Raw genomic sequence first — 24999 nt, forward strand, 5'->3', positions numbered from 1 at the left:
TGCGATGCATCTCTGGAACGAGACAAGGAATATCGTCCATGGCGAGCCTCATCCCCTGTCCCCATTGCGGACGGCGACCGAAGGAAGAATTCACCATCAGGGGCGCGGCGCTTGAGCGCCCCGGCCCGGACGCGGGGCAGGCGGCCTGGATGGACTATGTCTACCTGCGCGACAACCCGCGCGGCGCCTACCGCGAGTACTGGCACCATACATCCGGCTGCCGGCGCTGGCTCGTCGTCAGCCGCAACACCGCGACGCACGACGTGACCGGCGCAGAGGACGCCGCCGCAGGGAAGGGAGGAAAGGCATGAACCGGTTGCGCTTGTCCACGGGCGGCCTCATCGATCGCTCCCGGCCCTTGTCCTTCACCTTCGACGGCAGGAAAATGCAGGGCTTCGCGGGCGACACGCTGGCCTCGGCCCTGCTCGCCAACGGCCAGCGCCTTGTCGGCCGCAGCTTCAAGTATCACCGCCCGCGCGGCATCCTGACGGCGGGCGCGGCCGAGCCGAACGCGCTCGTCACCATCGGGCGCGACGGGCGCACCGAGCCGAACACCCGCGCAACGGTGCAGGAGCTGTACGACGGCCTCGTCGCGCGCAGCCAGAACCGGTGGCCGTCGCTCGATTTCGATATCGGCGCGGTCAACGGCATGCTGTCGCCGTTTCTGGGCGCGGGTTTCTACTACAAGACCTTCATGTGGCCGGCCGACTTCTGGGAGAAGGTCTACGAACCCGTCATCCGCAAGGCGGCCGGTCTTGGCCGGGCGACCCGGGAGGCCGATCCCGACGGCTATGAGAAATGCTGGGCGCATTGCGACCTGCTGATCATCGGCGCGGGACCGGCAGGGCTCGCCGCCGCCCTTACCGCAGGACGCGCCGGATTGCGCGTCATCCTCGCCGACGAAGGGGCGCTGCCCGGCGGATCGCTGCTGTCCGAGACCGCCACGATCGGCGATCGGCCCGCGCCGCAGCTCGCAGCGGACATCGCGGCGGAACTTCACAGCCTGCCCAACGTGCGGGTTTTGGTGCGCACCACCGTTTTCGGCTGGTACGACGGCAATGTCTTCGGCGCCGTCGAGCGGGTGCAGAAGCATGTCGCGGAACTGCGCGCCGGCGCTCCGGTCGAGCGGCTGTGGCGCATCGCGGCAACGCAGGCCATCCTCGCCACGGGCAGCGAGGAGCGGCCCATCGTCTTCGGCGGCAACGACATTCCCGGCGTGATGACGGCGGGCGCGATGCGCACCTACCTGAACCGCCATGCCGTCGCCCCCGGCAAGAGCGTTGCTGTCTTCACAACCAACGACAGCGGCTATCGGCTCGCGGCCGATCTGGAGGCCGCCGGCGTCGGCGTGGCGGCCATCATCGACAGCCGCCGGGAAGGAAGCCCGGTCGGCGGCGGTTCCGCGCGCGTCATCAAGGGCGGCCTTGTCCGCGATGCGAAGGGCGGCAAGGCGCTTGCCGGCGTGACGATCGCCGTCGACGGAAGCAACGAGACGCTCGATGTCGATGCGCTCGCCATGTCGGGTGGGTTCAGCCCGGTCATCCATCTTGCCTGCCACCGTGGCGGCAGGCCCATCTGGTCGGACGCGCACGGGGCGTTTCTCGCGCCTCAAGACACCGAGGGGCTGACGCTTGCGGGTTCCGCTGCCGGCGTCGGATCATTGTCCGCCTGCCTTGCCGACGGCGCCGGGCACGCCGCCCGGCTGGCCGGACTTCTCGGGCGCGCCGCGCAGCCCGCGGTCTTCGGTCCGGTTGCCGGCGAGGGTACGGGCGATGCCGGCAAGCCGCTGTGGTCCGTGCCCGGCATCCGGGGCAAGGCGTTCGTGGACTTCCAGAACGACGTCGGCCTCAAGGACCTGAAGCTGGCCGTCCGGGAAGGATATGGCCATGTGGAGCTTGCCAAGCGCTATACCACCAACGGCATGGCCACCGACCAGGGCAAGCTCTCCAACATCAACGCCATCGGGTTGCTGGCCGAGGCCCGCGGCGTGTCGCCGGCCGAGGTCGGCACCACGACATTCCGGCCCTTCTACACGCCGGTTTCCTTCGGCGCGCTGACCGGCGCCTCGCACGGAAAGCACTTCCAGCCGGTGCGCAAGTCACCCCTGCACGACTGGGCGGCGAAGCACGGCGCGACGTTCGTGGAGACGGGCCTGTGGTATCGTTCCGCCTGGTTCCCGCGCGCGGGAGAAAAGACCTGGCGCGAGAGCGTCGACCGGGAAGTGCGTAACGTCCGCCTCAACGCCGGGCTCTGCGACGTCTCCATGCTCGGCAAGATCGAGATCCACGGCCGGGACGCAGCCGAGTTCCTCAACCGCGTCTACGCCAACGCCTTCCTCAAGCTGCCTCTCGGCCGCGCGCGCTACGGACTGATGCTGCGCGAGGACGGCATGATCTATGACGACGGCACCACGAGCCGGCTGGGAGAGGGCCATTTCTTCATGACCACCACGACGGCCTATGCGGCCGGCGTCATGAACCATCTGGAATTCTGCGCGCAGGCCTTGTGGCCGGACCTCGACGTGCGCCTCGCCTCGGTGACGGATCAATGGGCGCAGATGGCGATCGCCGGGCCGAAGGCGCGGACGATCCTGCAAGCGATCGTCGACGAAGACATCTCCGGTGAAGCCTTTCCGTTCCTCGCCGCAAGGGAGGTGTCCCTGTTCGGCGGGGCGCTGCGCGGGCGGCTGTTCCGCATCTCCTTCTCGGGCGAACTCGCCTACGAGATCGCCGTTCCGGCGGGCTTCGGCGAAAGCGTCGCCGACGCACTGATGGAAGCGGGGGAGGCGCACGGCATCTGTGCCTATGGCATCGAGGCGCTCGGCGTGCTGCGCATCGAGAAGGGCCATGTCACCCATAACGAGATCAACGGCACGGTGGTGCCGGCCGATCTCGGCTTCGGGAAAATGGTCTCCCCGACGAAGGCTGACTTCATCGGCAAGGCGATGGTCCACCGCGAAGGCCTGACGGCCCCCGACCGGCTGCGTCTTGTGGGTGTGAAGCCGCTCGATCCCGCCGCCACGTTTCGCACGGGGGCGCATATCCTCGCGAAAGGCACCGAGGCGACGCTGGAGAACGATCAGGGCTACGTCAGCTCCAGCGCCTTCTCGCCGCATGTCGGGTCCACGATCGGCCTCGCGCTCGTCAGGAACGGGCCGGAGCGCCACGGCGAGGAAATTGTCGTCTGGAACGGCCTGATGGGCGAGACCACGCCCGCCGTCCTTTGCGATCCGGTGTTCGTCGATCCAGCCAACGAGAAGCTCCATGCCTGAAATTCAGATCCCCGCATTTCGCGTCGCCAGTCGCGCTGCCCTTGGATCGAAAACCGCTTTGCGGTCGGCGGGCATCAGTATCGCCGCGCTTCCCGAGGGGCATGTCATTCATGTTCTCGGCGAGGCCGGCGGCCCGGACCTTGCCCCCCTGCTTCGGGAGGTGACCGGCGGCAGGCCGCACGCGGTGCGCACCGCCGGCCCGGCGCAGTGGTTCCTCGTGGGCGACGAGGCGCTTTCCGCCGCCGGGGTCGCCGCTATTCTCGCAGCGCTGCCGCCCGGTGCCGCAGGCGTCGACCAGAGCCATGGCCGCGTGCGCATCCGCATCGAGGGGCCGATGGTGGAACGTGTCCTCGCAAAGGGAACCGCCGCCGATCTCGCTCCGGCAGCCTTTCCCGTCGGGCACTCGACGACGACGCTGACGGGACACATCGCCGCCCACCTCACGCGCGTTGCGGAAGATGCCTTCGAACTGATGGTGCTCAGAACCTTCGCCGAAAGTCTTTGGGACGATCTCGCGACGATGAGCGGCGAATATGTCTTGCAGGCGGCGGACCGTGCCTGAAGACGGCGATAGCGGCACCGATCTCCTTCAGAAACGACGGAAGGCCGGAATGCGGGTCGGCGGCGCTGTCCGGTCAGCCCGCCAGCGCGGCCTTGTTCGCCGCCAGCCAATCCTCGAACGGCCGCGGCTCCAGCCCGGTCAGCGCCTTGTAATCGCCCGTGATTGCCGCATGGCGGCCGGCGGCGACGTTCACGTCACCTGAAGCAATGATCCCGGCCAGATGCGCGGGCACCCCGTGCGCCTCGGCGCCTTTCGCCAGATCGTCGGCGCTGACCTGCACCACGGCGATCTCCCTGCCAATCGCCTTGCCGATCAGCTCGGCGAGTTCGGCCGTGGTATAGGCCTTCGATCCGCCGAGCGTCAGCGTCGTCCGGCCGGTGCTGTCGCTGGCCAGCACCGTCGCCGCCGCGCGCGCCAGATCGTCACGCGAGATATAGGCCGTCGCGCCGTCCCCGGTGGCCGTGAACCATTTTCCCGATTTCGCGATATCCGGGATGGTCCAGAACAGGTTCTCGAAGTACCAGTTGTTGCGCAGCACCGTCCAGCCAGGTAGGTCGCTGTCGGCGAGCGCCTTCTCGGTCGCGGCATGATCGCGCACGATCGCCAGCGACGGATCGACCGGTTCCGGCAGCGAGGTGTAGATCACATGCGTCGCTCCGGCCTTTTGGGCAGCGGCGATGGCGGCTTTGTGCTGCACGCTCCGGTCCGAGAACGATGCCGTGCTGATCAGCAGCACCCGGCTGACGCCGGCGAAGGCGGCGTCGAGAGAAGCCGGATCGTCGAAATCGGCTGCGCGAACCTCAATGCCTCGGGCAGCGAACTCGGCCAGCGCATCCGGGGTGCGGGTGGTGGCGATGATCCGGCCCGCCGGCACCTTCAGGCTGTCGAGCAGATGGTGCAGAACCAGTTTGCCGAGCTGGCCGGAGGCACCGGTTACGACGAGTTTGTCAGACATGCGAAATCATCCCGTGCTGCTGTATCCATTAATCTCATTTCGAGACCAACATTCATTATGAGGATTGAAACCCGTGCGTAAAGTAGGCATGTTGCGGGCAGATAGGCACATCGGAGTTCGTATGTCATGACCATCAGTTTCGGATCTGGCAGGTCACGGCTCGTACAGATGAAGCAACGCATCGACGAATGCCGGGAGCAGCCGGATGACGACGAAAACTGTCCCGTCCGTGGGATCATGGACCGCATCGGCAGCAAATGGAGCGTGATGCTGATCATGGTGCTGGCTGAACGACCGCATCGCTATGGCGAAATCCGCCGCGCGGTGCCGGATATTTCCCAGCGGATGCTGACCCAGACCCTGCGCGAACTGCAACAGGACGGGCTGATCAGCCGGCACGTCCACCCGACGACGCCACCGACGGTCGAATACCGGCTGACCCAGCTGGGGCTGACCTTGCTCGATCCGCTCTCGGGACTTCTGAACTGGGCGGAGACGCACAGCGAAGCCATCGTCGCCGCGCGTCTGGCCTATGGAGCCGCTGACGGGCGCGTTGATCCCGGGCTACAGTCCGCCGTTTGATCCCCCAAATGCGACGCCGCCTCCCGGCGCTTGCGGGAGCGCAACTCAGGCAAAGGCGTCGGCAGGATCACAATAGCGCTCGAACAGGGCTGGCCGGGGTAGCCGGGGAGCATGCGGCGCGGGACGCCGGTTGAAATCTGGAAGCCTTGGCTTCCAAGATGAAATAACAATAATTCATATGATCCCCGTCAGGGCTTCCCAGGCAGAAAAAGTTTCAGGGCATGGCACGTATCGGCATTCAAACGAAGGATAACGGTATCCTGGTCGCTCTGGCGTCGGCGATCGTCCGGCAGCCTGCGGCTTCGCTGCAGGAGCTGGCCAGCGCCGTCGGCATCAGCAAAGCCACCCTTTACCGCTTCTGCCGTACCCGTGAACAGCTGATTGAACGGCTGACGACCCATGGCGTGCAACTGATCGGCGAAGCGATTGCGGCCTCCGGCCTGGATACCGCCTCGCCGCGCGAGGCGCTGAGGCGGCTGATCGTGAACAATCTGGAGCAGCGGGAACTCACCACGTTCCTGATCTATTGCCGCAATCAGGGTGCGTCGGAAGACTTCGGCGACGAAGCCGGCTGGGATATCGCACTGGATGCCTTCTTCCTGCGCGGCCAGCGGGAGGGCGTGTTCAGGATCGACATGCCGGCGGCTATGTTGACCGAGTTGTTCGTCGCCATGCTGCTGGGGCTTGTCGAGGCGGAGCGTCGTGGCAGGGTGGCCCGGGCGGGGCTTGCGGCGACGATGGAAAGCGCGTTCCTCAAGGGTGTCGCCGCCGACGAAGCGACATGATATTCCCCGCCTCTCCATGAAGAAACAACGCCCCGCCGGCTTTGGCGGCGCCTTGGTCCGGATGGGGGAGGGCGCCTATGCGTCGAGTTTTTCCGGGCATTTCGAGGGGCCGATTTCCCTGTCGTCGCCGCGCCACGGCCGGGCGACGAGGCCGAGCCGTAATTGTTGCTGCTTCTTGGCGACAGCCCGCGGCGTAATCTTGAAAGGCAACCGACGCGGATAGAACCGCCGGCAGCAGCCCAATTTTTTGCTTGATTAAAATACGAACGTTCGCATATATATTGCTCGAATTTTTGGAATGAGGACGACTGGGATCCTTATCGGAGGGATCAGGGACAAAGACGCGCTCGACGCGGCAGAAAGGGTTGTCATGCGGCTCGGCGGAGGCGGCCCTGTCCATCGAGGCGGTTGCGAGAGAGGCGGGGGAGAACTGTACGGCCGTTTCCATGAATGGCCCGGGAGTATCCGGATACCGTGGTTACCCGTGGCGCCCGGTCGTGGCCGTGCTGCTGGCTGACCCCGCTCTTCCCGGCTTCTGTTGAATGGGGCTTCTCGACTTTAATCGCCGGGATCGGACGAAGCGGCTGCGCATTCCCGATGAAATCCAGATGGTCTTCGTATCATTTCCGGCGCTGAAGTGGCGCTCCGGAACGACCCCGGCCCGACTGACCGGACAAAAATAGTTTTGAGGCGTAACTTCATGAATAGCAGACAGAGAATCCGGGCGCGTGCCGGGATAGTGTTCCTCGCGGCGTCGATCGGGCTGATTCCGGTATCTTCGGCGCTTGCGCAGGCGGAGGGCGGTATGCCGCCTCCCGCCGTCGGCGTCCTGACCTTGCAGACGCGCGCCGTTCCGGTAGTCAGCGAACTGCCCGGCCGCATCGCCGCGACGCGCGTTTCGGAAGTGCGGGCGCGCGTCTCGGGCATCTTGCAGGATCGTGTGTTCGAGCAGGGAACGCTCGTCCGCGAAGGGGATATCCTCTACCATATCGATCCGAAACTGTTCCAGGCACGGGTCGCCAGCGCCGAGGCGATGTTGCAGAAGGCGAGGGCGGGGCAGTTGCACGCCCGCCAGCAGCTGGAGCGGCAGAAGACGCTCCGGGACCGCGAGGCGACGAGCGGCGTGCAGTACGACGCAGCGGCGGTCACGCTCGCCCAGGCCGATGCCGATGTGGCGCTTGCCCAGGCGGCGCTCGACGAGGCGCGCATCAACCTCGGCTATACCGACGTGAAGGCGCCGATCACCGGCATCATCGGTGGGGCGCTCGTCACCGAGGGCGCGCTGGTGACGGCGGACGGCACGCAGAACCTCGCGCTGATCCAGCAGATTGATCCGGTCTACGCCGATTTCACGCAATCCTCCTCGCAACTGCTGGCGCTCAAGCGCGCTGTGGACGAGGGCAAACTCGACAGCCCCGCGCCGGCGCAGGCCCGCGTCGAACTCGTGTTCGACGACGGCAGGGTCTATGCGCAGCCGGGCCGGCTGCTCTTCTCCAGCGCGAGTGTGGACACGACCACCGGCCAGGTGACGCTGCGCGCCGAATTTCCGAACCCGAAGGGCGATCTGCTTCCGGGTCTCTATGTCCGTGTCCGCGCCGAACAGGCGGTGCGGCAGGACGCGATCGTCATCCCCCAGCGCGCCGTGATCCGCACCCCGGACGGAAAGGCACAAGTCTACGTGGTGACGGACGACGCCACCGCGCAGGTCCGGGACGTCGAGCTGGGCCTCTCCGTCGGCAATGAATGGATCGTGGAGCACGGCCTGAAGAGCGGCGAGCGGGTGATTGTGGACGGCGTACAGAAGGCGCAGCCGGGCGGCAAGGTGTCGCCCGAAGCGCAACACGTCAAGACGGACGCGGCCACCGCTTCCGGCGGGCAGGTGCAGTGATGGCGAGGTTCTTCATCTATCGGCCGATCCTGGCCTGGGTTTTCGCGATCTTCATCTCTCTCGCCGGGGTCATCGCGCTGCCGCTGCTCCCGGTGGCGCAGTATCCCAAGGTCGCGCCGCCGCAGCTCACCATCTCGACGAGCTATCCCGGGGCGTCGCCGCAGGAGATCTATCAGGGCGTGACCCGCCAGATCGAGGAGGAGCTGAACGGCGTCGACGGTCTGATGTACTTCGAATCCACGTCCGATGCGACAGGCTCCATCAGCATCACTGCGACCTTCAAGGCAGGGACCGACATCGATCAGGCTTCGGTCGATGTCCAGAACGCCATTCGCCGCGTCGAGCCGCGCTTGCCGCAGACCGTGAAATCGCAGGGCATCAATGTCGAGGAAGCGGGCGCCGGCTTCCTGATGCTCGTCTCGCTCAGCTCGACGGACGGCAGGCTGGACGATGTCGGCCTCGGCGACTACCTGACGCGCAACGTGCTCGGCGAACTGCGGCGCATTGACGGTGTCGGCCGCGCGCAGCTCTTCGCCGCGCAACGCGCCATGCGCATCTGGATCGATCCCGACAAGATGGTCGGCTACAACATCACGACGGCCGATATCGGCGCCGCGATCGCCGCGCAGAATGCGCAGGTCGCCGCCGGCCAGATCGGGGCGGCGCCCAATCCCGTCAGCCAGGATCTGACCGCGACCGTTCTCGTCGAGGGTCAGCTGACCGATCCCGAAGAGTTCTCCGCCATCATCCTGCGCGCCAACCCGGACGGCTCCACCGTCCGCTTGCGGGATGTGGCGCGGATCGACATCGGCGCGGAAGTCTACAACTTTTCCAGCCGACTGAACGGCAAGCCCTCAGCGGCGGCCGCCATCCAGCTTTCGTCGACCGGCAACGCCGTCGCCACCGCAAACGCCGTAAAGGCCAAGATGGCGGAGCTGTCGCGCTTCTTCCCCGCCGGCATCGCGTATTCCATTCCCTACGACACCAGCCCGTTCGTCACGGCCTCGATCGAGAAGGTCATCCATACGCTTCTTGAGGCCGTGGCACTCGTCTTCGTCGTGATGTTCGTGTTCCTGCAGAACTTCCGCTACACCATCATTCCGACGCTCGTCGTGCCCGTGGCGCTGCTCGGCACCTGCGCCGTCATGCTGGCGACGGGCTTCTCCATCAACGTGTTGACGATGTTCGCCATGGTGCTGGCCATCGGCATCCTCGTCGACGATGCGATCGTTGTCGTCGAGAACGTCGAGCGCATCATGGCGGAGGAGGGGCTGTCGCCGAGGGCGGCGACGCTGAAGGCCATGAGCCAGATCACCGGCGCCATTCTCGGCATCACGCTGGTCCTGTCCTGCGTGTTCATGCCGATGGCCTTCTTTCCCGGGTCGACGGGCATCATCTATCGCCAGTTCAGCCTGACCATGGTCGTTTCGATCCTGTTCTCGGCCTTCCTGGCACTGTCGCTGACGCCGGCGCTCTGCGCCACCTTCCTGAAGCCGATCGCCCACGGACATCACGAGAAAGGCGGCCTCGGCGGCTGGTTCAACCGCAAGTTCGACAGGCTCACGCGCGGCTATTCCGGCATCATCACCGGCATGGCGCGCCGCGCCGGGCGGATGATGGTGGTCTATCTCGCGCTCGTCGTCGGACTCGGCTACCTGTTCGTCAAGCTGCCGGGCGGCTTCGTGCCGAACGAGGATCAGGGCTTCCTGATCGTCGACGTGCAGGGGCCGCCGGAGGCGAGCCGCAACCGCACGCTCGCCTCGCTGGAGCAGATCGAAAAAATCTTCGCGGCGGAGCCTGCGGTCGAGAACGTCGTCGCCATCCAGGGCTTCAGCTTTTCCGGCACCGGGCCCAACGCGGCGCTCGTGTTCGTCACCCTCAAGGACTGGGCCGAACGCGGCGAGGGCAGCAGCGTCCAGGAGATCGCCGACCGGGCCAACATGCAGCTCTTCGGGCTGAAGGATGCGACAAGCTTCGCCCTGTCCCCGCCGCCGATCGAGGGCTTCGGCACATCGAATGGCTTCACCTTCCGCCTGCAGGACCGCGGCGGCAAGGGGCAGGCCGCACTCAACGCTGCCGCCGGGGAACTGATGGCCAAGGCCACGCAGTCGGGCCTTATCGTCGGCGTCAGGCCGGAGGGCATGCCGGATGCGGCGCAGCTCATGCTCGTCATCGACCGCGAGAAGGCCAACACCTTCGGCGTGACCTTCGCCGACATCAACGACACCATCACCGCCAACCTCGGCTCGTCGTACATCAACGACTTTCCGAACACGGGCCGCATGCAGCGCGTGATCGTGCAGGCGCAGGACAAGGACCGCCTGCAGGCGGAGGACCTGCTGAAGCTCAACGTCCGCAATGTGCATGGGGGGATGGTGCCGCTGTCGTCCTTCGCCATCGGCGAATGGCGCAAGGGCGCGGCGCAGATCGTCGGCTACAACGGCTATCCGACCGTGCGCATCACCGGCGAGCCGGCTGCCGGCGTCTCCTCCGGCGCCGCCATCGCCGAAATGGAGCGCCTCGCGGCCGCGCTGCCGGAAGGTTTCGGCTTCGAATGGACGGGCCAGTCGCTGGAGGAGATCACCTCCGGCAACCAGGCGCCGATGCTCTTCGGCCTCAGCATCCTGTTCGTCTTCCTGCTGCTGGCGGGGCTCTACGAAAGCTGGTCCATCCCGCTGTCGGTCATGCTGGTCGTGCCGCTCGGGGTTATCGGCTGCGTTCTCGCCGTCGTGATGCGCGGGATGCCGAACGACATCTACTTCAAGGTCGGCCTCATCGCCATCATCGGCCTGTCGGCCAAGAACGCGATCCTGATCGTGGAGTTCGCCAAGGACTACTATGCCGAGGGCAGATCGCTCGTCGACTCGGCCGTCGACGCTGCCCGTGTACGCTTCCGTCCGATCGTCATGACGTCGCTCGCCTTCACGCTCGGCGTGGTGCCGCTCGCCATCGCCACCGGCCCGAGCGCGGCGAGCCAGAACGCCATCGGCACCGGTGTGCTCGGCGGCATGATCTCGGCCACGGTCCTGGCGGTCTTCTTCGTCCCCGCCTTTTTCGTGTTCGTGCTGAAGCTGTTCCGCACCAGGCCGAAGAAGCTCGATTCCGATGCGGAAAGCTTGCCCCCGCAGTCCGCATCGCTTCCCCACTCGGTCTGAGTGAGCGGAGGGCCCCCCACCCGCCCCACCCCCGGGTGGGGGGCGAACATTCCATTCGCTCCCGTCCGGAAAGGTTGCCGGCGGGGCCTTGTCGTCATGTCCGGGTGAATGCGATAGACGTCATGGAGCTTGATCGTCTCGGAGGGTGCCAGGTTGGCTCGAAGCAGGAAAATCGAAGAGGATGACGTGCTCGATGCGGCGGAGCGGGTCATCGTGCGGCTGGGCGCGGCCGGCCTGTCGATCGATGCCGTCGCCCGGGAAGCAGGCATCAGCAAGGCGCGGGTCGTATACACCCACAAGTCCAAGAGAGCGCTCCTTGAGGCGCTGATCGACCGCCGATTGAAGGCGGAGAAGCTGCGCACGCGCGAGATCGTCGAGGTCAGCCGGGACACGCCGCATCCGGAGCTTTTCGGCCGGATCGCTGCGGCCGCGGAGTTCCCTCGCCACGAAGACCGCGCCATCATGCTGGCCATCAGCGCCTCCCTGTCGAGCGAGGAGAAGCTGCAGAACCTGATGCGGGAGTGGACCATGGAAGACCTGGAGGCGATGGAAAGCGGCAGCCGCCCGCGCGCCGCGCTGATGGCCTACCTCGCCCTGACGGGCTTTTATTGTATCGAACACTTCGATTTCAACCGCTGGGATGCAGCGGAGCGGCTTCGCATTCTCGAAGACATACGGACAATCTTCATGTCGTTTCGTGAGCCGGGCTGACAGATGTTCATAGCATTTTCAGGCAAGATAGATGCCAGATTACGTGAATAAACCGCATGAAATCAACAAGCTGCCTCATAGTGGCATGAGCATTCTCGTTGCCTCCCGCGGCTGAGTTCGTACGAGAAGCTGGAAGCCGGGCGGGAGGGCCTGCGCAAGCTGCGTGCCGACGACGATCCCTCGCGTGCGGAACTTATCGAGTTTCTCCTGCAAACGGACAGAATTGATGCTGATGAAGTCCCGAAGCAAACGCTTACCCCGATCTGTTTCGCCAGCGAACATGGCCTGAAGAAGTGCTCGTCGGCCCATTTCCAAATGAGGCGCTGGTGGATTACGGCACTGCGACTATCGCCGGCGGTCCGAATGGACAACCTCCTGAAAGCTCACATCTCTCTCTCGCAGATCAGCAGCAAGCGAACCGAAGCGAAACATTTCCCAATCTTTGGCACTATTGCGGTTACAGATGACGACTTCGGGGCGTTCAGCAGACAGGTATTTTCCACCTTGGCTGATGGTGAATTGGCCGTTTCTCTCCTGCCTGATCTCGAACAGAAAGCGCTCCTGCGTTCGCCCTTTGCCATCGGCGACATCAAGCCATCCATTGTCAGCCATCGATAGATGAAACTTTGTTCCTCCGACCATCACGAATAGCGTAGCTGTGGAGCTGCGGAATTCGGCCTCAACTGGGATATCCCACAGATCGACTGGCGTGACTTTATGAATGACCCTGTTTTTGGACAGATCATACATTAGCCAAGACGTATGCGTTGTGGCGATACCGACTCGCCCCCGCCCGACAACGTTTACAAGATAAGCGCAGACAAGCTGTTGCTCGATCGGTCCTGGCAACAACGGCCAGAAGCCATCATAGAAGGCGGTGGCCTGTCCTGCGCTGACCGTTCTGGCGAGGTGGGTGAGCACAAACGGGAAGTAGCGCCAGTTCTTTCGGAGTTGGTCGCGATTGTTGGGATCAAGCAGAAAGTCAATCCCAAGGCGAGGCAGCTTTCGCATCGCGTGCTTCAACCATCGGTCTTTCCAGATCGGATGGCTCCTGCGCGTTCGACGACTTATTTTGCGTAGGGTGGTCACATCACCGACAACACAGGCATCTAAAAGTTCTTGCAGATTTACTGTTCCGGCGAAAACGGTGGTGACGTGGTGCTCCACCAGCGGCACGTTGATAAAATGTCCGTTTGGGTAGTTCTCGATGATCATCCGGCAATGAAACATGTCCCGAATATTGAAAGCATCGGCAAATAAAAAGACCTCACCGGTCACATCCCGCGGCCGAATTCCCATGCCTCTCATGGGTGGGGTAACATAGTTTCCCCACCCAGGGTCTATCCCTTGGCATTCGTCGGGGTCAATTGACCATTGTGGGCACAATGCAATGACATGCGTTGCGCCGAAAAGGCGTGAGAATTTGATCGCGGCATATCCCCCATAGATCCGCCATACATCATGCGTTTCCCGTAACCCTCAATTTTTTCCAATATGCATTTGGAGGCCTTGTTAATACTTTCCTGTGGATACCAATTTCCGTATTTCGCCATAACACCAATAGAAGAGATTCCCAATTTTCTCAGGGGAGCATCCGCAAAAAACCGGTGATCTCTGACTGGGCTAACCAGATCACCAAACGTTATTAAAACGGTCTGCGAACCTCGAGGGGACCAAACAACACGTATTTCGTCGTCATCGTATATTATTGTCGTCGTTGACATGGCACGACCCTATAAATCAATCCATGGGCAGCGGTTGGTAACACGAATGTTGGGTCTAGTTGAGCGAATAGCCTGCCAGACGCGAAGCCAGATGCTGTATCGGCCTGCCGACGAGAGCCGAAACCACGAAACCGACCGGCCATCCCATCACGAAGCTCTTCAGCCAGACGAGGGGCAATTCGGCCGAAAATCCCACGTTGAGCATCGAGAAGAAACCGGAAAGAGCACAGGCCATCGCTGTCGTCATCAGCGCCCCTGTGATGATCTGCATTTTTTTCTGGGTTGTCATCGTGGTGCCTTCGGTTCACATGGGCGGCTCGCCCCGATGGCAGGCCTGCCCGGGCGTCGAATTGAAGGCTGTGCCGAACCGACACCACTCCGCCGTCCCGATCCGGCCGGCGAAGAGTCCCTTGGTCGCGGGGAAGGTACGGGTCAGGATCGGCCGAGTCAAGATGATCTTGATCCGGATAGTTTCAACCGCTATGGGTTTGGGGTGATACAGCGTTTGAAAGCACCGTCGGCGACTCCTCCAGCTTCCGAGACCGTCGATCTCGGGTGGCTTCTGCTGCGCGCTTCCGAGAGCATCGGAGCCGAAATCCGCATCATGGCGGAGGCAGTCGGAATCCCCGATCATCGCCATTGGCTCGTTCTTTCCTTCATCGTGGACAGAGCACCGCAAACGCAGCTGGAACTGGCCCGGGCTGTCGGCATTGACAAGACCACGCTGATGGCCATTCTCGACCGGCTCGAACGGGACGGCTTCGTGGTTCGATCATTCTCGGCGTCGGATCGCCGGGTCCGCATTCCGCAGTTGACCGACAGCGGCAGAAATGCGTGCGAATTGATCAGGACCCGACGCGACGAGATCGTCAGCAGACGACTGGCGAATGTTCCGGAAGCCGAACAGGAGAGATTCAGGGCCTTGCTCTGGCAGATTTGCGATACGTCCTCCGGCGCACAGTAGTCGTTGTCGCCCCTCACGCGGATTTTCCCGCAATCGCCGCCCGGCAGGAACTGGCCGGGCGGCTATGACGGATGCGGCCCTGCTACGGGCGGATCACGGTGACGGTGTCGCCGTCAGGGTCGTAGGGGGTCGGCGCATCCTCGGAAGCGTCGCGGGGCAGACCGTGGGGCTTGTTGGTGACGAAGACGCGGCCGGCGGCATGGTCGATGGCGATGGATTGCGGAAAGCTTCCCGTCTTCAGGTTGGCGAGCACCTTGTAGTCCGTGCTGTCGATAACCGTCACCGTACCGGCTTTCCTGTTGGTGACGTAAATCTGCCGGACCGCCGGGTTGAACGCGACGGCGAGCGCGCTTTCGCCGGTCGGAATCCTGGTCAGGATCGCGCCGGTCCGGGCATCGAGGACGGCAAGGTCGCCCGTCTTCTGGCCGGTGACGAACAGGCGCTGGCCGTCCCTGTCGAAAGCGATGTTGGTGGGCCATTCGCTGCCGGTCGGCCAGCGCGCGGTCACCTGTCCGCTCCGCAGGTCGACGGCGACGACCTCGTCGGCTTCGAGCCCGGTGGCGAAGATGCGGTTGCCGGCGGCATCGAGGGCCAGTCCCGTCAGGGTCTTCGTATCGACGTCGATGATGCGCTCTATGGTGTTGGTGGCGCCGTCGATGACCCAGATCTGGCTCGGCGTGGTCGTGCCGTCGCGCGTGAAGCCGACGACGGAGACGTAGATCTTGTTGGCCTCCTCATCGACGACAACGGCGCGCACATGCGCCTCCTCGCCGTCGCGGCGGATCGTGGCGGCGAGTTTGCCGGTGCGCAGGTCGAACGCCTGCACCAGCCCGCCGCCGCGCGTGTTGGTGCCGTAGAGGGTCTGCGTCCGCGTGTTGATGCCGAGCCCGAAGACGGGATAACCGCCGACGTCGAGTTCCGCCTTGGGCTGCAACGTCTTCCCGTCGAGGCGCACCACGCGGGCTTCGCGCCCGCTCGGCCGATGTCCGTAGGCCGCTACATACAGGTCGCTGTCGGCCGGGTTGAAGACGATCTCGTACGGCTCTCCCGGCGCCACCCTCGCTGAAGTCTCGATGCGCGGCCCCGTGGACGCGGCTGCCACGTCAGCTGCAGATGCAACAATGCCCAAGGATAGCCCCGCGAGCATCAGTAGTATCAGGTTCTTCGCCAGGGCGGCCATGTGCGACGTCATCGTATTCTCCTCGTTGAACAGCGGTTGAAAAGCCTGAAAGGGGGAGCCCGGTTGCCAGTGTTCCCGCGCGCCAGCACCGCGACGGCGGAGAGCGGGAGGCTCGACGTATTCGTGAAACGCCCGTTGGAGCAGTTCAGGTTCGGGGGGGTAGATCACTAGCTTCGTATCCCGTGGCGCATGTCGTGGCAGGCACTGCGGCTGATCGTTCATCACCCGTCTTCGGCCTTTCCAGACAACGCCTGGCGCCAGCTTCCTGTCTTCATGACGGAAGCGTTCGATCCCTTTTCACACTCAAATGAGATACTATAAATTTATATGATCTATATCAACATGAATTGATACTAAAAAGTTTCATGACGCAGTAACGGACCGTATCCCGATCACGCCGGCGCCGGACCCGCGAACAGTCGGTCGGACAGCAGATGATTTTTGCGTTCGACCCACATGCCGATCTTGAAACTATACATTCTAGATTGTATAGTTATGGCTGCTTTCAACGGATTCGCTACCCATGATCATTTCTCATTCGAACAGGTGGATGCTGCCTGCGACCGTCGCCGCCGACGGATGCTCCTCGCCGGACTGGCGCTGTTCGGCATCGCCCCGCGCGGATCGCGGCGCGGGCATTTCTGGCCGTGGGCGCGGCCGCAGCCGCAGCACTGCTTCGCAATGACCGCTCCGGTTCGCAATCCTCGGCCTATCGCTCGCATTGACAGGGAGCATCCTCATGAGAACCAGCAAGCGCGAGCGCATCCTCGACGCGGTCTTCGACATCATCCAGCGTGACGGCGTTACCGCCGTCACCTTCGATGCCGTAGCCGCGGAGACCAGGCTGACGCGCGGGGGACTGCTCTACCATTTTCCCTCGCGCGAAGAGTTGATCCTTGCGACCCACAAGCATCTCGCCGAGCGCTGGGAGAAGGAGATGGCAAACGTGGCCGGCAAGGATGCGGAGTCCGCCACGCCGGATGAGCGCCTTGCCGCCTATGTGCAGACCTGCGCGAAAGCCGCCAATCGGGCCGAGCTTCTCCTGATGTTGGAAAGCGCCGGCGAGCCGGGCTTCGGGAGCATCTGGCAGGAGGTAATCGACCGCTGGGCACCGCCGGTTCCCGAGCCGGACGACGCGGCCGCCTTGTCGCGTTTCATCGCTCGCATCGCGGCGGATGGCCTCTGGATTCATGAAGCGCTGTCGGCGCGCCCCCTCCCGGAAAAGCTCAAGGAACGCATCTGCCGCCGCATCGTGGCAACGACGGATCATGACCATCCCTCCATCGAGAAGGACCGCCCCACATGACGGATGCCAGCCAAGACCCTCATGAACCACCTGCGGCGGTCGATGCCTTTCAGTTCCATGGCATGGACGTCGTCACGATCGCCTGTGGCCGTTGTCCTGCGTGTTCCCGGCCTCCGGGGCAGGGGCTTTATACCGAGGCGGGAGACCCGAACCATTCCCGCGTCGCTGGTTCCGTTCGGAACCTTCCTCAATGAGCTGATGCTGAAACGCAGATTGCCTACGCGGCAGGAGTTCGTGCGTATGGACTTGCCAATTCCCCAAACTGCACCTGCCGCTACCGACGCGCCCGCGATCGATCCGGGTCTTGGCTGGCAGGTTCGCTTCTGGTCTATCTTCGTCGGTCAGGCGCTGTCACTGATCGGCTCGGCGCTCACCCAGTTCGTGCTTCTGTGGTGGATCACCGACACGACGGGAAGCGTGTCCGCACTGGCGACGGCTGGCCTTGTGGCGCTACTGCCGCAGGCGTTGCTCGGCCCGTTCGGCGGCACCTTCGCCGATCGCTACAGCCGCCGCCTCATCATGATCGTGGCCGATCTGGTCAGCGCGCTCTGCATGGTCGTGCTGATCGCCTTGTTCCTGACGGAGAGCGTCGAACTCTGGCACGTCTTCACCATGATGTTCGTGCGTAGCGCGATGCAGGCATTCCAGCAGCCGGCGGCGGCAGCGAGCACCGCGATGCTGGTGCCGGCGAGCTTCCTGCCGCGCGCGGCCGGGCTCAACCAGAGCCTGATGGGGATCATGACGATCGCCGCTGCGCCGCTTGGTGCGCTGGCAATCAGCCTCATGCCGATGGGTTGGGCACTCGGCATCGACGTGGCAACCGCCGTTCTCGGCATCGTCCCGCTGACGATCTTTGCGATCCCGCAGCAAAGACAACCCTCGCAGGAACGCTCGGGGATCTGGCGGGAGTTCCGCGAAGGCGTATTGACCGTGTGGGACGATCCGTTCCTGCGGCGGCTCTATGCGTTGATGACGGCGGTGATCGTGGTGATCATGCCATCGTTCACCTTGGTCCCGCTACTGGTGAAGGAGCACTTTGGCGGCGGGTCGACGGAGGTCGCGATCATCGAGAGCCTTTCCGGGCTGGGCATGATCGCGGGCGGCGCGGTGGTCGCCGTCCTCGCCCCGAAGCGGCTTATCCTCTGGGTGCTGCTCGGATTCGCCGCTTCCTGCTTCACCATGGCGTTGGGGGCGCTTACGCCGGGCCATATATTCTGGCTGGCGGTCGTTTGGTGGGGCTTGAGCTCTCTCACCTTCATCATGGGCAACGCGCCGCTGACAATAATCCTGCAGACGACGGTGCCGAACCATCTGCAGGGCCGGGTGCTGTCGCTGATGGCGATGCTGATGGGACTTGCCGCGCCGATGGGTCTCGCTATCACCACCCCGGTCGGCGAGGCGATCGGCGTCCGTTGGCTCTTCGTCGTGCTCGGTGTCGCCGGCGGCTCGGTGGCACTGTTCGGCTTCCTGTCGCCGGTAATCCGCGATGCAGACAAGAGGCACTCTTCGAAGGAGCCATAATCACCTTTCCGATTACGTCGACTGTCCAGTCGAAGGGGGCAGTTCGACGATGGGTTCGAGCAGACGACGGTTGTTGAATCGCTCCACCTTTTCAAGGATCGCATATTCCACGGCCTCGAAACTGCGCCACGGACCACGACGGTGGATGAATTCGGCCTTGAACAGCCCATTGACCGTTTCGGCCCGAGCGTTGTCACGGAACATGCTGCCCTTCCGGCGTTTTGCCCGGTCCTGAATCGTGTTCAAGGTCTCGGCGCTCGCCATTCCGGCGCATGACATGCGGGTTCATTTCGTAGCGAGACCTGCAATGCTCAGATTTCTTTCCACTCTTGGTGCACTCCTGCTTCTGGCAGCCGCCGCGCAAGCAGGCGAGATCGGATTCCGCCGGATTGTCATCGATGCCGATGGCCCGCGTCCGCTGAATGTCAGCCTATGGTACCCGACCCGCGACACGACTCCGTCCGGCCCCGTTGGCGAGAACAGGGTGTTCGTCGGAGTTCCGGCCGTCACCGACGCCGCGCCGGATCACAGGAGCCATCCTCTGGTCGTCCTGTCCCACGGCTATGGCGGCAGCTGGCGCAATCTCAACTGGCTGGCGGGCGAACTGGTCGCAGAAGGCTATGCCGTCGCCGCCCCGGATCACCCCGGCACGACCACCTTCGACCGTGACCCGACGCGAGCCGCAACGCTCTGGGAGCGTCCGCGCGATCTGAGCCGCACCATCGATGCCGTTCTGAGGGATCCCGCATTGGCCGGCCGAATCGACCCGGACCGGATCGCCGCCATCGGTCATTCGTTGGGCGGCTGGACGGTAGCCGCGCTCGCCGGGGCGCGGTTCGATCCCATGCTGTTTGCACGGGATTGCGAAGACCACCCCAGCCCCCGCACCTGCGGTCTCTCGGACGAACTCGGGCTGACCGATCCCGCCATCGGTCGGGATATGCGCGATCCGCGCATCAAGGTCTTCGTCACGCTGGACCTCGGGCTTGCGCGCGGCTTCACGCCGGACAGCCTCGCGGGCGTCAGGCTCCCGGCGCTCGTGTTCGGCGCGGGTGTCGATATCGGCGACCTGCCTGCGGCGCTGGAATCCGGCTGGCTGGCCGAACATCTGCCCCCCGAAACCGCGCGCCTCGTGATGATTCCGGACGCGATGCACTTCAGCTTCATGCAGCTGTGCAAGCCGGGAGCCGCGGCGTTGATCGAGGCGGAGGACCCGGGCGACGGGATCGTCTGCCACGACGGCGGCGGACGCGGCCGCGCGGCGATCCACGGCGAGATCGCCGGGACGATCATCCGCTTTCTGACGCAATCCCTGCCGCCCCGCTGAGCGGCTCGTCGGCCTTCGATCGGGCGTCGCGGCGCCATGCGCTGGGCGTGGTGCCGGCGATGCGCAGGAACTCCCGGTTGAAGTTCGACTTTGTCTGGAAACCGCACTCGAACATGATCGCCGTCACCGGGCGGTCGGTCTGCGCGAGAAGGTCCATCGCCTCGCGGATGCGCCATTCATTGACGGCCTGCGACACGTTCTGGCCGAGCTTGCGGTTGATCGCACCGGAAACCTGCCGGGCCGGAATGCCCAGGCGGCGCGAGAGGCGGTCCAGCGTCAGATCCGGATCGCGATAGAGCTTGCGTTCGGCCATGAGGCGGTCGACCTCGGCCAGGACACGGTCATCATCGGTGGCAGGATCATCCCCTCTGGAGGCTTCCTCCTTGGCAACGACCTCCACGACCTGAGAGGCGGGTTCCGCTTCCGGCGCGCTGCGCGTCATCACCACCATTGCCCAGGCGATCAGCGGCAGCATCGTCATGTTGCCCATGGCGACGATGCGCGCCGCATGGCTGCCATCTCGAAGGCCGAAATCCAGCGCGATGGCCAGATCGACAAACCCTGAAAACAGAAGCAGCGCGCCCGCAAGCACGGTCGCCTTGCCCGCTTGCGGCGCTTCGCTCAGCCGCGCGCCGGCAAGGCTGTCCGGCCCGGCAAAACCACGTCGCAGGAGCAGCGCGCCGTAGCCGAAGAACAGAATGGCGAGCAGCGCGTCGATCGGCGGATGCAGCCGGGGCCAGAGCGCCGAGAGCGCGAGAACAGCTACGGCAGGCAGGAAATGAGGCCAGCTCCGGCCGCGCGCCATCCCGCGCAGTCCCGAGAAGCAAAACCACGCCGCAGGCGGCAGCAGCGCCGCGATCACGGGCTGCAGGAAGCGGAAGATCTTGGCCTCGAACGTCCAACGCAGGCCGACGATGACCGTCAGCGCAATGCAGGCGCAGAGAAAGATGACGACCGGCCGCCGGCCGCTTTCGGCCCGCGCCAAGACAAGGCAGAGCAGGAAGGCCAGCAGCAGCGCAATCACGAAAGGCAGCGGGACCGAAATCATGCGATACCCTTATCGCCGTTTACGAAACTCCGCAAAGGCCAGCCCTATCATATGGCTGGGCCGCGCCCTCTCAACCCAAATGTTCGTCGGTATCGGCCCCAAACTGGTCACCCGTTCAACCAAGAGGCATCGTTGCACGGCACTTCAACTGAGGCCGTGGAGGATCTCAGCGGTCACTGGCAATCGCGCCAGACTCGCCTCAAGGCGTGCGCGCCAGCGCGGGCCGCGTGAAAGCGCGTCCTCGAAAGCCTCGCGCAGGTCGTCAGGCCGGTCCTCGGCGAGGATCGAGATCAGGAAAGCGGCCTGGCCACGGTCTTTGCGTGCTTTCGCCTGATCCTGGCCGCCATGGCGGCGATCAGCAATGATCAACTTGTGGATCGCAAAGCGCTCGGGCCGCGGAATTTGCACCAGAACGCCCGAACGATAGAGCGCGATCGCCGGAATGGGCTCGGCAATCAGAAAGTTCAGATAGTTGAGGGCCTGCGCACTAACCCCCAGCGCAGGCAGGAGCTTGACGCGCTCGTCGCCGAAGGCGGGCGTCAGGAACTCGACCATCGCCTCGCCATGGTTCTGCCTCCATTTCCAGATCTGCCGATCCTGAATGCCCGGCACCGGGTCGAACTTCAGAGCCTGCAGAATTTCCCCGGGATTTTCCTCGACCTTGTCCCCCAAAGCGACGGAGAGCCGCTCGAAACTGGCGAAATCCATATCGCCTGTCTGCGCCAGCTCTTCCGAGTCGAAGCGCACGCCCAGCTCCCCTTGATAAAGGCCGTAAGCCGCCGTGCCCACGAGCGTCCCGCCCAAGCGAAAGACCCCTGCGCGGGAAAATGCCAGCAGCAACGAGCCGGTATCGCGATCAACGCCGATGAACCCCTCGGCACGCAGCACGCGGGCGAGCCGCGCCATCGTTTTCCGGCGCTCCTCGGACCCGGCTTTCAATTCAGCGGTGCGCGCGAGGCGGGCGCGCAACTCTGGCGTGCCTTCGCCCAGGTAGCGGCTCTTCATCTCGGTGCCAATCCGGAACTTGTCGTAGAGATAGATGCGCCCGTTGCGCGACCGTTCCTCGACGCTGCCGATCAACTCCGAAGCGGTCTCATCGAGATGGAGCCGCAGCAGGTCCTGATAAGCCACCTGCGCGGCGCGGGAGTGGGAGGCCACGGCCATCGGATTTCCTTACGCATGCGTGCATCAAATATGTCTTTGCTGCACGCAAACGCAAGTGTGCATCAATAATTTTTTTGATACCCACGGCCACTGCCATAATTGGAACGTCTCGCGGCAATCATCGGCGATGCGGACAGGGGGACGTCCTTAAATGTGCCGGAACGGCCGTTCGGGGAAATGTTTACTCGTTCATAAGAAGTCGTCCCCTCACTCTTCCGATCACAGGCGTTCCAGCGAAGTTCCTCCTGAATCGATGACCGCAAAGGAGGCCACCGGCCGATCCCCGCGCGACTGCGAATTTTTGAGAGTGGCAGAAGTCAGTGGCCGCTGCACGTCGACAGCAACGCACCTCCATAGCGGCTTTCGGGGAACCCATGGGCGCACCCGAAAGCCGCATGATCACTTCGTCGCAGGCCTACATGTTAGCGGCGGTAGGCCGCACGATGATCTCGTTCACATCGACGCCATCCGGCTGCTCAAGCGCATAGCGAATGGCGCGGGCAATCGCGTCCGGGGTGAGCGACTTCTGCCGCCAGTCCTTGAGCGCTGCGGCGACCTGCGGATCGCTGATGTCGTCGCCGAGTTCGGTCGCGGTCACGCCTGGTGAGATGATCGTGGAGCGGATATTCTCATGCTCCTGCCGCAGCCCCTCGGTGATTGCCCACACCGCATATTTCGTTCCGCAATAGACCGCGGCCGTCGGCAGGACGAGATGCGCACCGACGGAGGCGACGTTGACCACGTGGCCGTTTCCTTTCGCCACGAAGCGCGGCAGCACCGCGGCGATGCCGTTGAGCACGCCGTGGATGTTGACGTCGATCATCCGCTTCCACTCGTCCCGCTTGAGCGCAGCCAGCGGCGACAGCGGCATCACGCCGGCATTGTTGACCAGCACGTCGATGCCTCCGAACCGCGCCTCGGCGGCGTCGACGAACGCCTCGAAGCTCGCCGCGTCGGTGACGTCGAGCTCGCGCCATGCGACGCGCTCGCCCAGTTCTTCGGCGAGGGCCTTCAGCCGCTCCGCCCGGCGCGCGCCGATGAACAGTCTGGCCCCGGCGCCCGCCAGTTCGCGCACCGTCGCCTCGCCTATGCCGCTGGAGGCGCCGGTGATGAGCACGGTCTTCTCGCTGATTCCCGTCATGGTGGTTCCTTTCGCTTGGGATGACGGTCATCATTCTGGCGCGGGCGGGGCGCATGGCGGTAGCGCGATTGCCCGGACTTCTTGCACGATCCTCCAGCCATGACGGATGAGGCTTGCGGCCTTATCGGTAATGGCCGATTAATGTCCGATGAGGACGATCGCCAAACTCGCACAGCTCATCATGCGCCATGCTCCGGAGACGGGCATGTGCGGCACCCCGATGCGGCGGCTGTCGCTGATACGAACCAACGAGCCGAGCGCACCCGTGCCGGCGGTCTACGAAGCCTCGCTTTGTCTGATCGCCCAAGGCGCAAAGTGCGTATCGCTGGGCGAGCAAAGCGTGGTCTACGACGCCTCGCGCTATCTGCTCGTCTCGGTCGACCTGCCGCTGGTCGGCCACGTGCTCGAGGCAAGCCCGGACATGCCGTATCTGTGCTGCAAGATCGATCTCGACCTGGCGGCGCTTGCCGACCTCCTGGTCGACGAACGCGGTACGGCGCCTCGGCGCGATCTTCCGGTTCTGGCGGTCTATCCGGGCGATCCCGACCTGATCGACGCCGCCTGCCGGCTGGTCGGGCTGCTAGATCGCCCCCAGGACATCGCCGTGCTGGCGCCGCTGATCGAGCGCGAGATCCTCTATCGGTTGCTCACCGGCCCGCACGGGGCTCTGCTGCGCCAGATGGCCTCCGCCGACAGCCATTTGAACCAGGTCAACCGCGCCATCGCCACGATCCGCAAGGGTTTCCAGACCCAGCTGCGGATCGACGAGATAGCCGCTTCAGCAGGCATGAGCCCGTCGTCGCTTCACCAGCATTTCAAGGCGATCACGCGGATGACTCCGCTGGAGTATCAGAAGCAGTTGCGTCTGCAGGAGGCCCGGCGCCTGATGCTGGCAGGCGGCGTGAGCGCCGGATCGGCCGGCTTCGCCGTGGGCTATGACAGCCCGTCGCAATTCAGCCGCGAGTATCGCCGCCTGTTCGGCGCGCCGCCGCGCCAGGATATCGCCCGCCTCCAGACCGCCCAAGACTACGTCGGAGCGGTCTGAGGTTTGTGTCGAGCCGACAGGTTGGCGCCCCCATCCCGAAGCGGCCATCGGTGGATGCGCTGTGATTGTTAGCTAGGTGGGCCATTCAATCGTTTCTAAGGCATGGAGACTTCGCTGCATTGCTTCACGCTGCGCACTATCCTGATGGCGGAATGCCCAACCCGTTCGGAGAATATCCCCGATGATACGCGCGACCAGCTTCGCGATCTCGGGGATTCCTGACACGTCGATCGACCAGCCCATCGGCTCGAAATGTGCAAATTGGTTTCGGATCTCCTCGTGAAAACGAAGCAACCAATTCAGCTCAGATTCGCTGATTGCAATACCGACAGTATTGCTGCGATCCCTTGCCGAATATGGGTTTCGCACTGCTTTAAGTAAGTCCGGAAGCCCCATCAAATGGGTCTTAGGCGGTTTCGCATTCGAATCGGTGCGCGAATCCTCAAAATAGGTCAACCATTCGCCGGCGTTGCGCTCAGTGACAGCACCCACCGGTGCCGCAGTGGTAGTGAGATGGCATACGCACGCCCCCTGCAGCGCCGAATGCAACGCCATTACAACCCACTTCCATGCTAGGTCGTAGTGAGGAATTAACAAAGGGGATTCCCAACTTCGGGAGATCGTGATTCAAGGCTACATTTTGGAGCTCAGCCAGATGAACGATCAGGAT

Annotated in this window: 21 protein-coding genes and 1 pseudogene; 13 read left to right on the top strand and 9 right to left on the bottom strand. The window is 63.9% G+C overall.

What is annotated here, in order from left to right; all coding sequences use genetic code 11:
* The first annotated feature begins 38 nt into the window (after positions 1 to 38).
* Genes FHS82_RS06795 through soxG form a run of 3 tightly spaced genes read left to right on the top strand, consistent with a single transcriptional unit; the run spans position 39 to position 3833 of the window.
* Positions 39 to 311 (top strand): sarcosine oxidase subunit delta, encoded by a 273-nt coding sequence (locus FHS82_RS06795; RefSeq protein ID WP_166950141.1) that lies wholly within the window; start codon positions 39 to 41, stop codon positions 309 to 311.
* On the top strand, positions 308 to 3271 hold the full coding sequence (locus FHS82_RS06800; RefSeq protein ID WP_166950143.1) for a sarcosine oxidase subunit alpha family protein: 2964 nt from the start codon (positions 308 to 310) through the stop codon (positions 3269 to 3271). Before FHS82_RS06795 ends, FHS82_RS06800 begins: the two co-directional genes overlap by 4 nt.
* The gene (gene soxG, locus FHS82_RS06805; RefSeq protein ID WP_166950145.1) at positions 3264 to 3833 is read left to right on the top strand and encodes a sarcosine oxidase subunit gamma family protein; all 570 of its coding nucleotides are present in this window, start codon (positions 3264 to 3266) and stop codon (positions 3831 to 3833) included. Before FHS82_RS06800 ends, soxG begins: the two co-directional genes overlap by 8 nt.
* A 73-nt stretch (positions 3834 to 3906) precedes the next feature.
* Here soxG and FHS82_RS06810 read toward each other — a convergent pair whose 3' ends face one another.
* Positions 3907 to 4788, bottom strand: a complete 882-nt coding sequence (locus tag FHS82_RS06810) for an SDR family oxidoreductase (protein WP_166950147.1) — start codon at positions 4786 to 4788, stop codon at positions 3907 to 3909.
* Between the two features lie 126 nt (positions 4789 to 4914).
* On the opposite strand from FHS82_RS06810, the gene FHS82_RS06815 reads away from it, so the two are divergent.
* From FHS82_RS06815 to FHS82_RS06840, 5 genes are all read left to right on the top strand, one after another.
* Entirely contained in the window at positions 4915 to 5370 is a 456-nt protein-coding gene (locus FHS82_RS06815; RefSeq protein WP_377594372.1) for a winged helix-turn-helix transcriptional regulator, read from the top strand.
* A gap of 221 nt (positions 5371 to 5591) precedes the next feature.
* Entirely contained in the window at positions 5592 to 6155 is a 564-nt protein-coding gene (locus tag FHS82_RS06820; RefSeq protein WP_166950149.1) for a TetR/AcrR family transcriptional regulator, read from the top strand.
* Positions 6156 to 6855: 700 nt separating this feature from the next.
* Positions 6856 to 8043, top strand: a complete 1188-nt coding sequence (locus tag FHS82_RS06830; RefSeq protein ID WP_166950153.1) for an efflux RND transporter periplasmic adaptor subunit — start codon at positions 6856 to 6858, stop codon at positions 8041 to 8043.
* Complete coding sequence (locus tag FHS82_RS06835) at positions 8043 to 11198, top strand: efflux RND transporter permease subunit (RefSeq protein ID WP_166950155.1); 3156 nt, start codon at positions 8043 to 8045, stop codon at positions 11196 to 11198. The genes FHS82_RS06830 and FHS82_RS06835 overlap by 1 nt, the downstream gene beginning before the upstream one ends.
* 153 nt (positions 11199 to 11351) lie before the next feature.
* The gene (locus FHS82_RS06840; RefSeq protein ID WP_166950157.1) at positions 11352 to 11909 is read left to right on the top strand and encodes a TetR/AcrR family transcriptional regulator; all 558 of its coding nucleotides are present in this window, start codon (positions 11352 to 11354) and stop codon (positions 11907 to 11909) included.
* Between the two features lie 345 nt (positions 11910 to 12254).
* Here the strand turns inward: FHS82_RS06840 and FHS82_RS06845 are convergent, their stop codons facing one another.
* Together FHS82_RS06845 and FHS82_RS06850 are read right to left on the bottom strand one after the other, a co-directional pair.
* Complete coding sequence (locus FHS82_RS06845) at positions 12255 to 13208, bottom strand: fascin domain-containing protein (RefSeq protein ID WP_166950159.1); 954 nt, start codon at positions 13206 to 13208, stop codon at positions 12255 to 12257.
* Positions 13209 to 13688: 480 nt separating this feature from the next.
* On the bottom strand, positions 13689 to 13922 hold the full coding sequence (locus FHS82_RS06850; protein ID WP_166950161.1) for a DUF2798 domain-containing protein: 234 nt from the start codon (positions 13920 to 13922) through the stop codon (positions 13689 to 13691).
* A gap of 36 nt (positions 13923 to 13958) precedes the next feature.
* Between FHS82_RS06850 and FHS82_RS06855 the strand changes: the two genes are divergently transcribed.
* On the top strand, positions 13959 to 14597 hold the full coding sequence (locus FHS82_RS06855) for a MarR family winged helix-turn-helix transcriptional regulator (RefSeq protein ID WP_166950163.1): 639 nt from the start codon (positions 13959 to 13961) through the stop codon (positions 14595 to 14597).
* 82 nt (positions 14598 to 14679) lie between these two features.
* Here FHS82_RS06855 and FHS82_RS06860 read toward each other — a convergent pair whose 3' ends face one another.
* Entirely contained in the window at positions 14680 to 15789 is a 1110-nt protein-coding gene (locus tag FHS82_RS06860; protein WP_208394114.1) for a YncE family protein, read from the bottom strand.
* 727 nt (positions 15790 to 16516) lie between these two features.
* Here FHS82_RS06860 and FHS82_RS06865 point away from each other — a divergent pair.
* Both FHS82_RS06865 and FHS82_RS06870 read left to right on the top strand, forming a co-directional pair.
* Positions 16517 to 17083 (top strand): TetR/AcrR family transcriptional regulator, encoded by a 567-nt coding sequence (locus FHS82_RS06865; RefSeq protein WP_166950165.1) that lies wholly within the window; start codon positions 16517 to 16519, stop codon positions 17081 to 17083.
* A 240-nt stretch (positions 17084 to 17323) separates the two neighbouring features.
* Entirely contained in the window at positions 17324 to 18604 is a 1281-nt protein-coding gene (locus FHS82_RS06870) for an MFS transporter (RefSeq protein WP_166950167.1), read from the top strand.
* A 12-nt stretch (positions 18605 to 18616) separates the two neighbouring features.
* On the opposite strand, the pseudogene FHS82_RS06875 reads toward FHS82_RS06870, so the two are convergent.
* Positions 18617 to 18799: pseudogene (locus tag FHS82_RS06875) on the bottom strand (IS3 family transposase); the annotation flags it as partial.
* A gap of 112 nt (positions 18800 to 18911) precedes the next feature.
* Here FHS82_RS06875 and FHS82_RS06880 point away from each other — a divergent pair.
* A complete protein-coding gene (locus FHS82_RS06880) occupies positions 18912 to 19931 on the top strand; it encodes an alpha/beta hydrolase family protein (RefSeq protein ID WP_166950169.1) in 1020 nt (339 codons plus the stop codon).
* Here FHS82_RS06880 and FHS82_RS06885 read toward each other — a convergent pair.
* The 3 genes from FHS82_RS06885 to FHS82_RS06895 form a co-directional block, all read right to left on the bottom strand.
* Positions 19894 to 20979, bottom strand: a complete 1086-nt coding sequence (locus FHS82_RS06885; RefSeq protein WP_166950171.1) for a helix-turn-helix domain-containing protein — start codon at positions 20977 to 20979, stop codon at positions 19894 to 19896. The two genes, FHS82_RS06880 and FHS82_RS06885, sit on opposite strands and share 38 nt — an antisense overlap.
* 144 nt (positions 20980 to 21123) lie before the next feature.
* The gene (locus FHS82_RS06890; protein ID WP_166950173.1) at positions 21124 to 22143 is read right to left on the bottom strand and encodes a nucleotidyltransferase family protein; all 1020 of its coding nucleotides are present in this window, start codon (positions 22141 to 22143) and stop codon (positions 21124 to 21126) included.
* A gap of 415 nt (positions 22144 to 22558) precedes the next feature.
* Positions 22559 to 23284, bottom strand: coding sequence for an SDR family oxidoreductase (locus FHS82_RS06895; protein ID WP_166950175.1), 726 nt, complete (start codon positions 23282 to 23284; stop codon positions 22559 to 22561).
* A gap of 148 nt (positions 23285 to 23432) precedes the next feature.
* On the opposite strand from FHS82_RS06895, the gene FHS82_RS06900 reads away from it, so the two are divergent.
* Positions 23433 to 24329, top strand: a complete 897-nt coding sequence (locus tag FHS82_RS06900) for an AraC family transcriptional regulator (protein WP_166950177.1) — start codon at positions 23433 to 23435, stop codon at positions 24327 to 24329.
* A 72-nt stretch (positions 24330 to 24401) separates the two neighbouring features.
* Here the strand turns inward: FHS82_RS06900 and FHS82_RS06905 are convergent, their stop codons facing one another.
* Positions 24402 to 24884: a hypothetical protein gene (locus FHS82_RS06905; RefSeq protein ID WP_246225119.1), complete on the bottom strand. Its 483-nt coding sequence runs from the start codon at positions 24882 to 24884 to the stop codon at positions 24402 to 24404.
* Positions 24885 to 24999 lie beyond the last annotated feature (115 nt).

It is taken from the genome of Pseudochelatococcus lubricantis (assembly GCF_011762225.1).
Classification (GTDB): Bacteria; Pseudomonadota; Alphaproteobacteria; order Rhizobiales; family Beijerinckiaceae; genus Pseudochelatococcus; species Pseudochelatococcus lubricantis.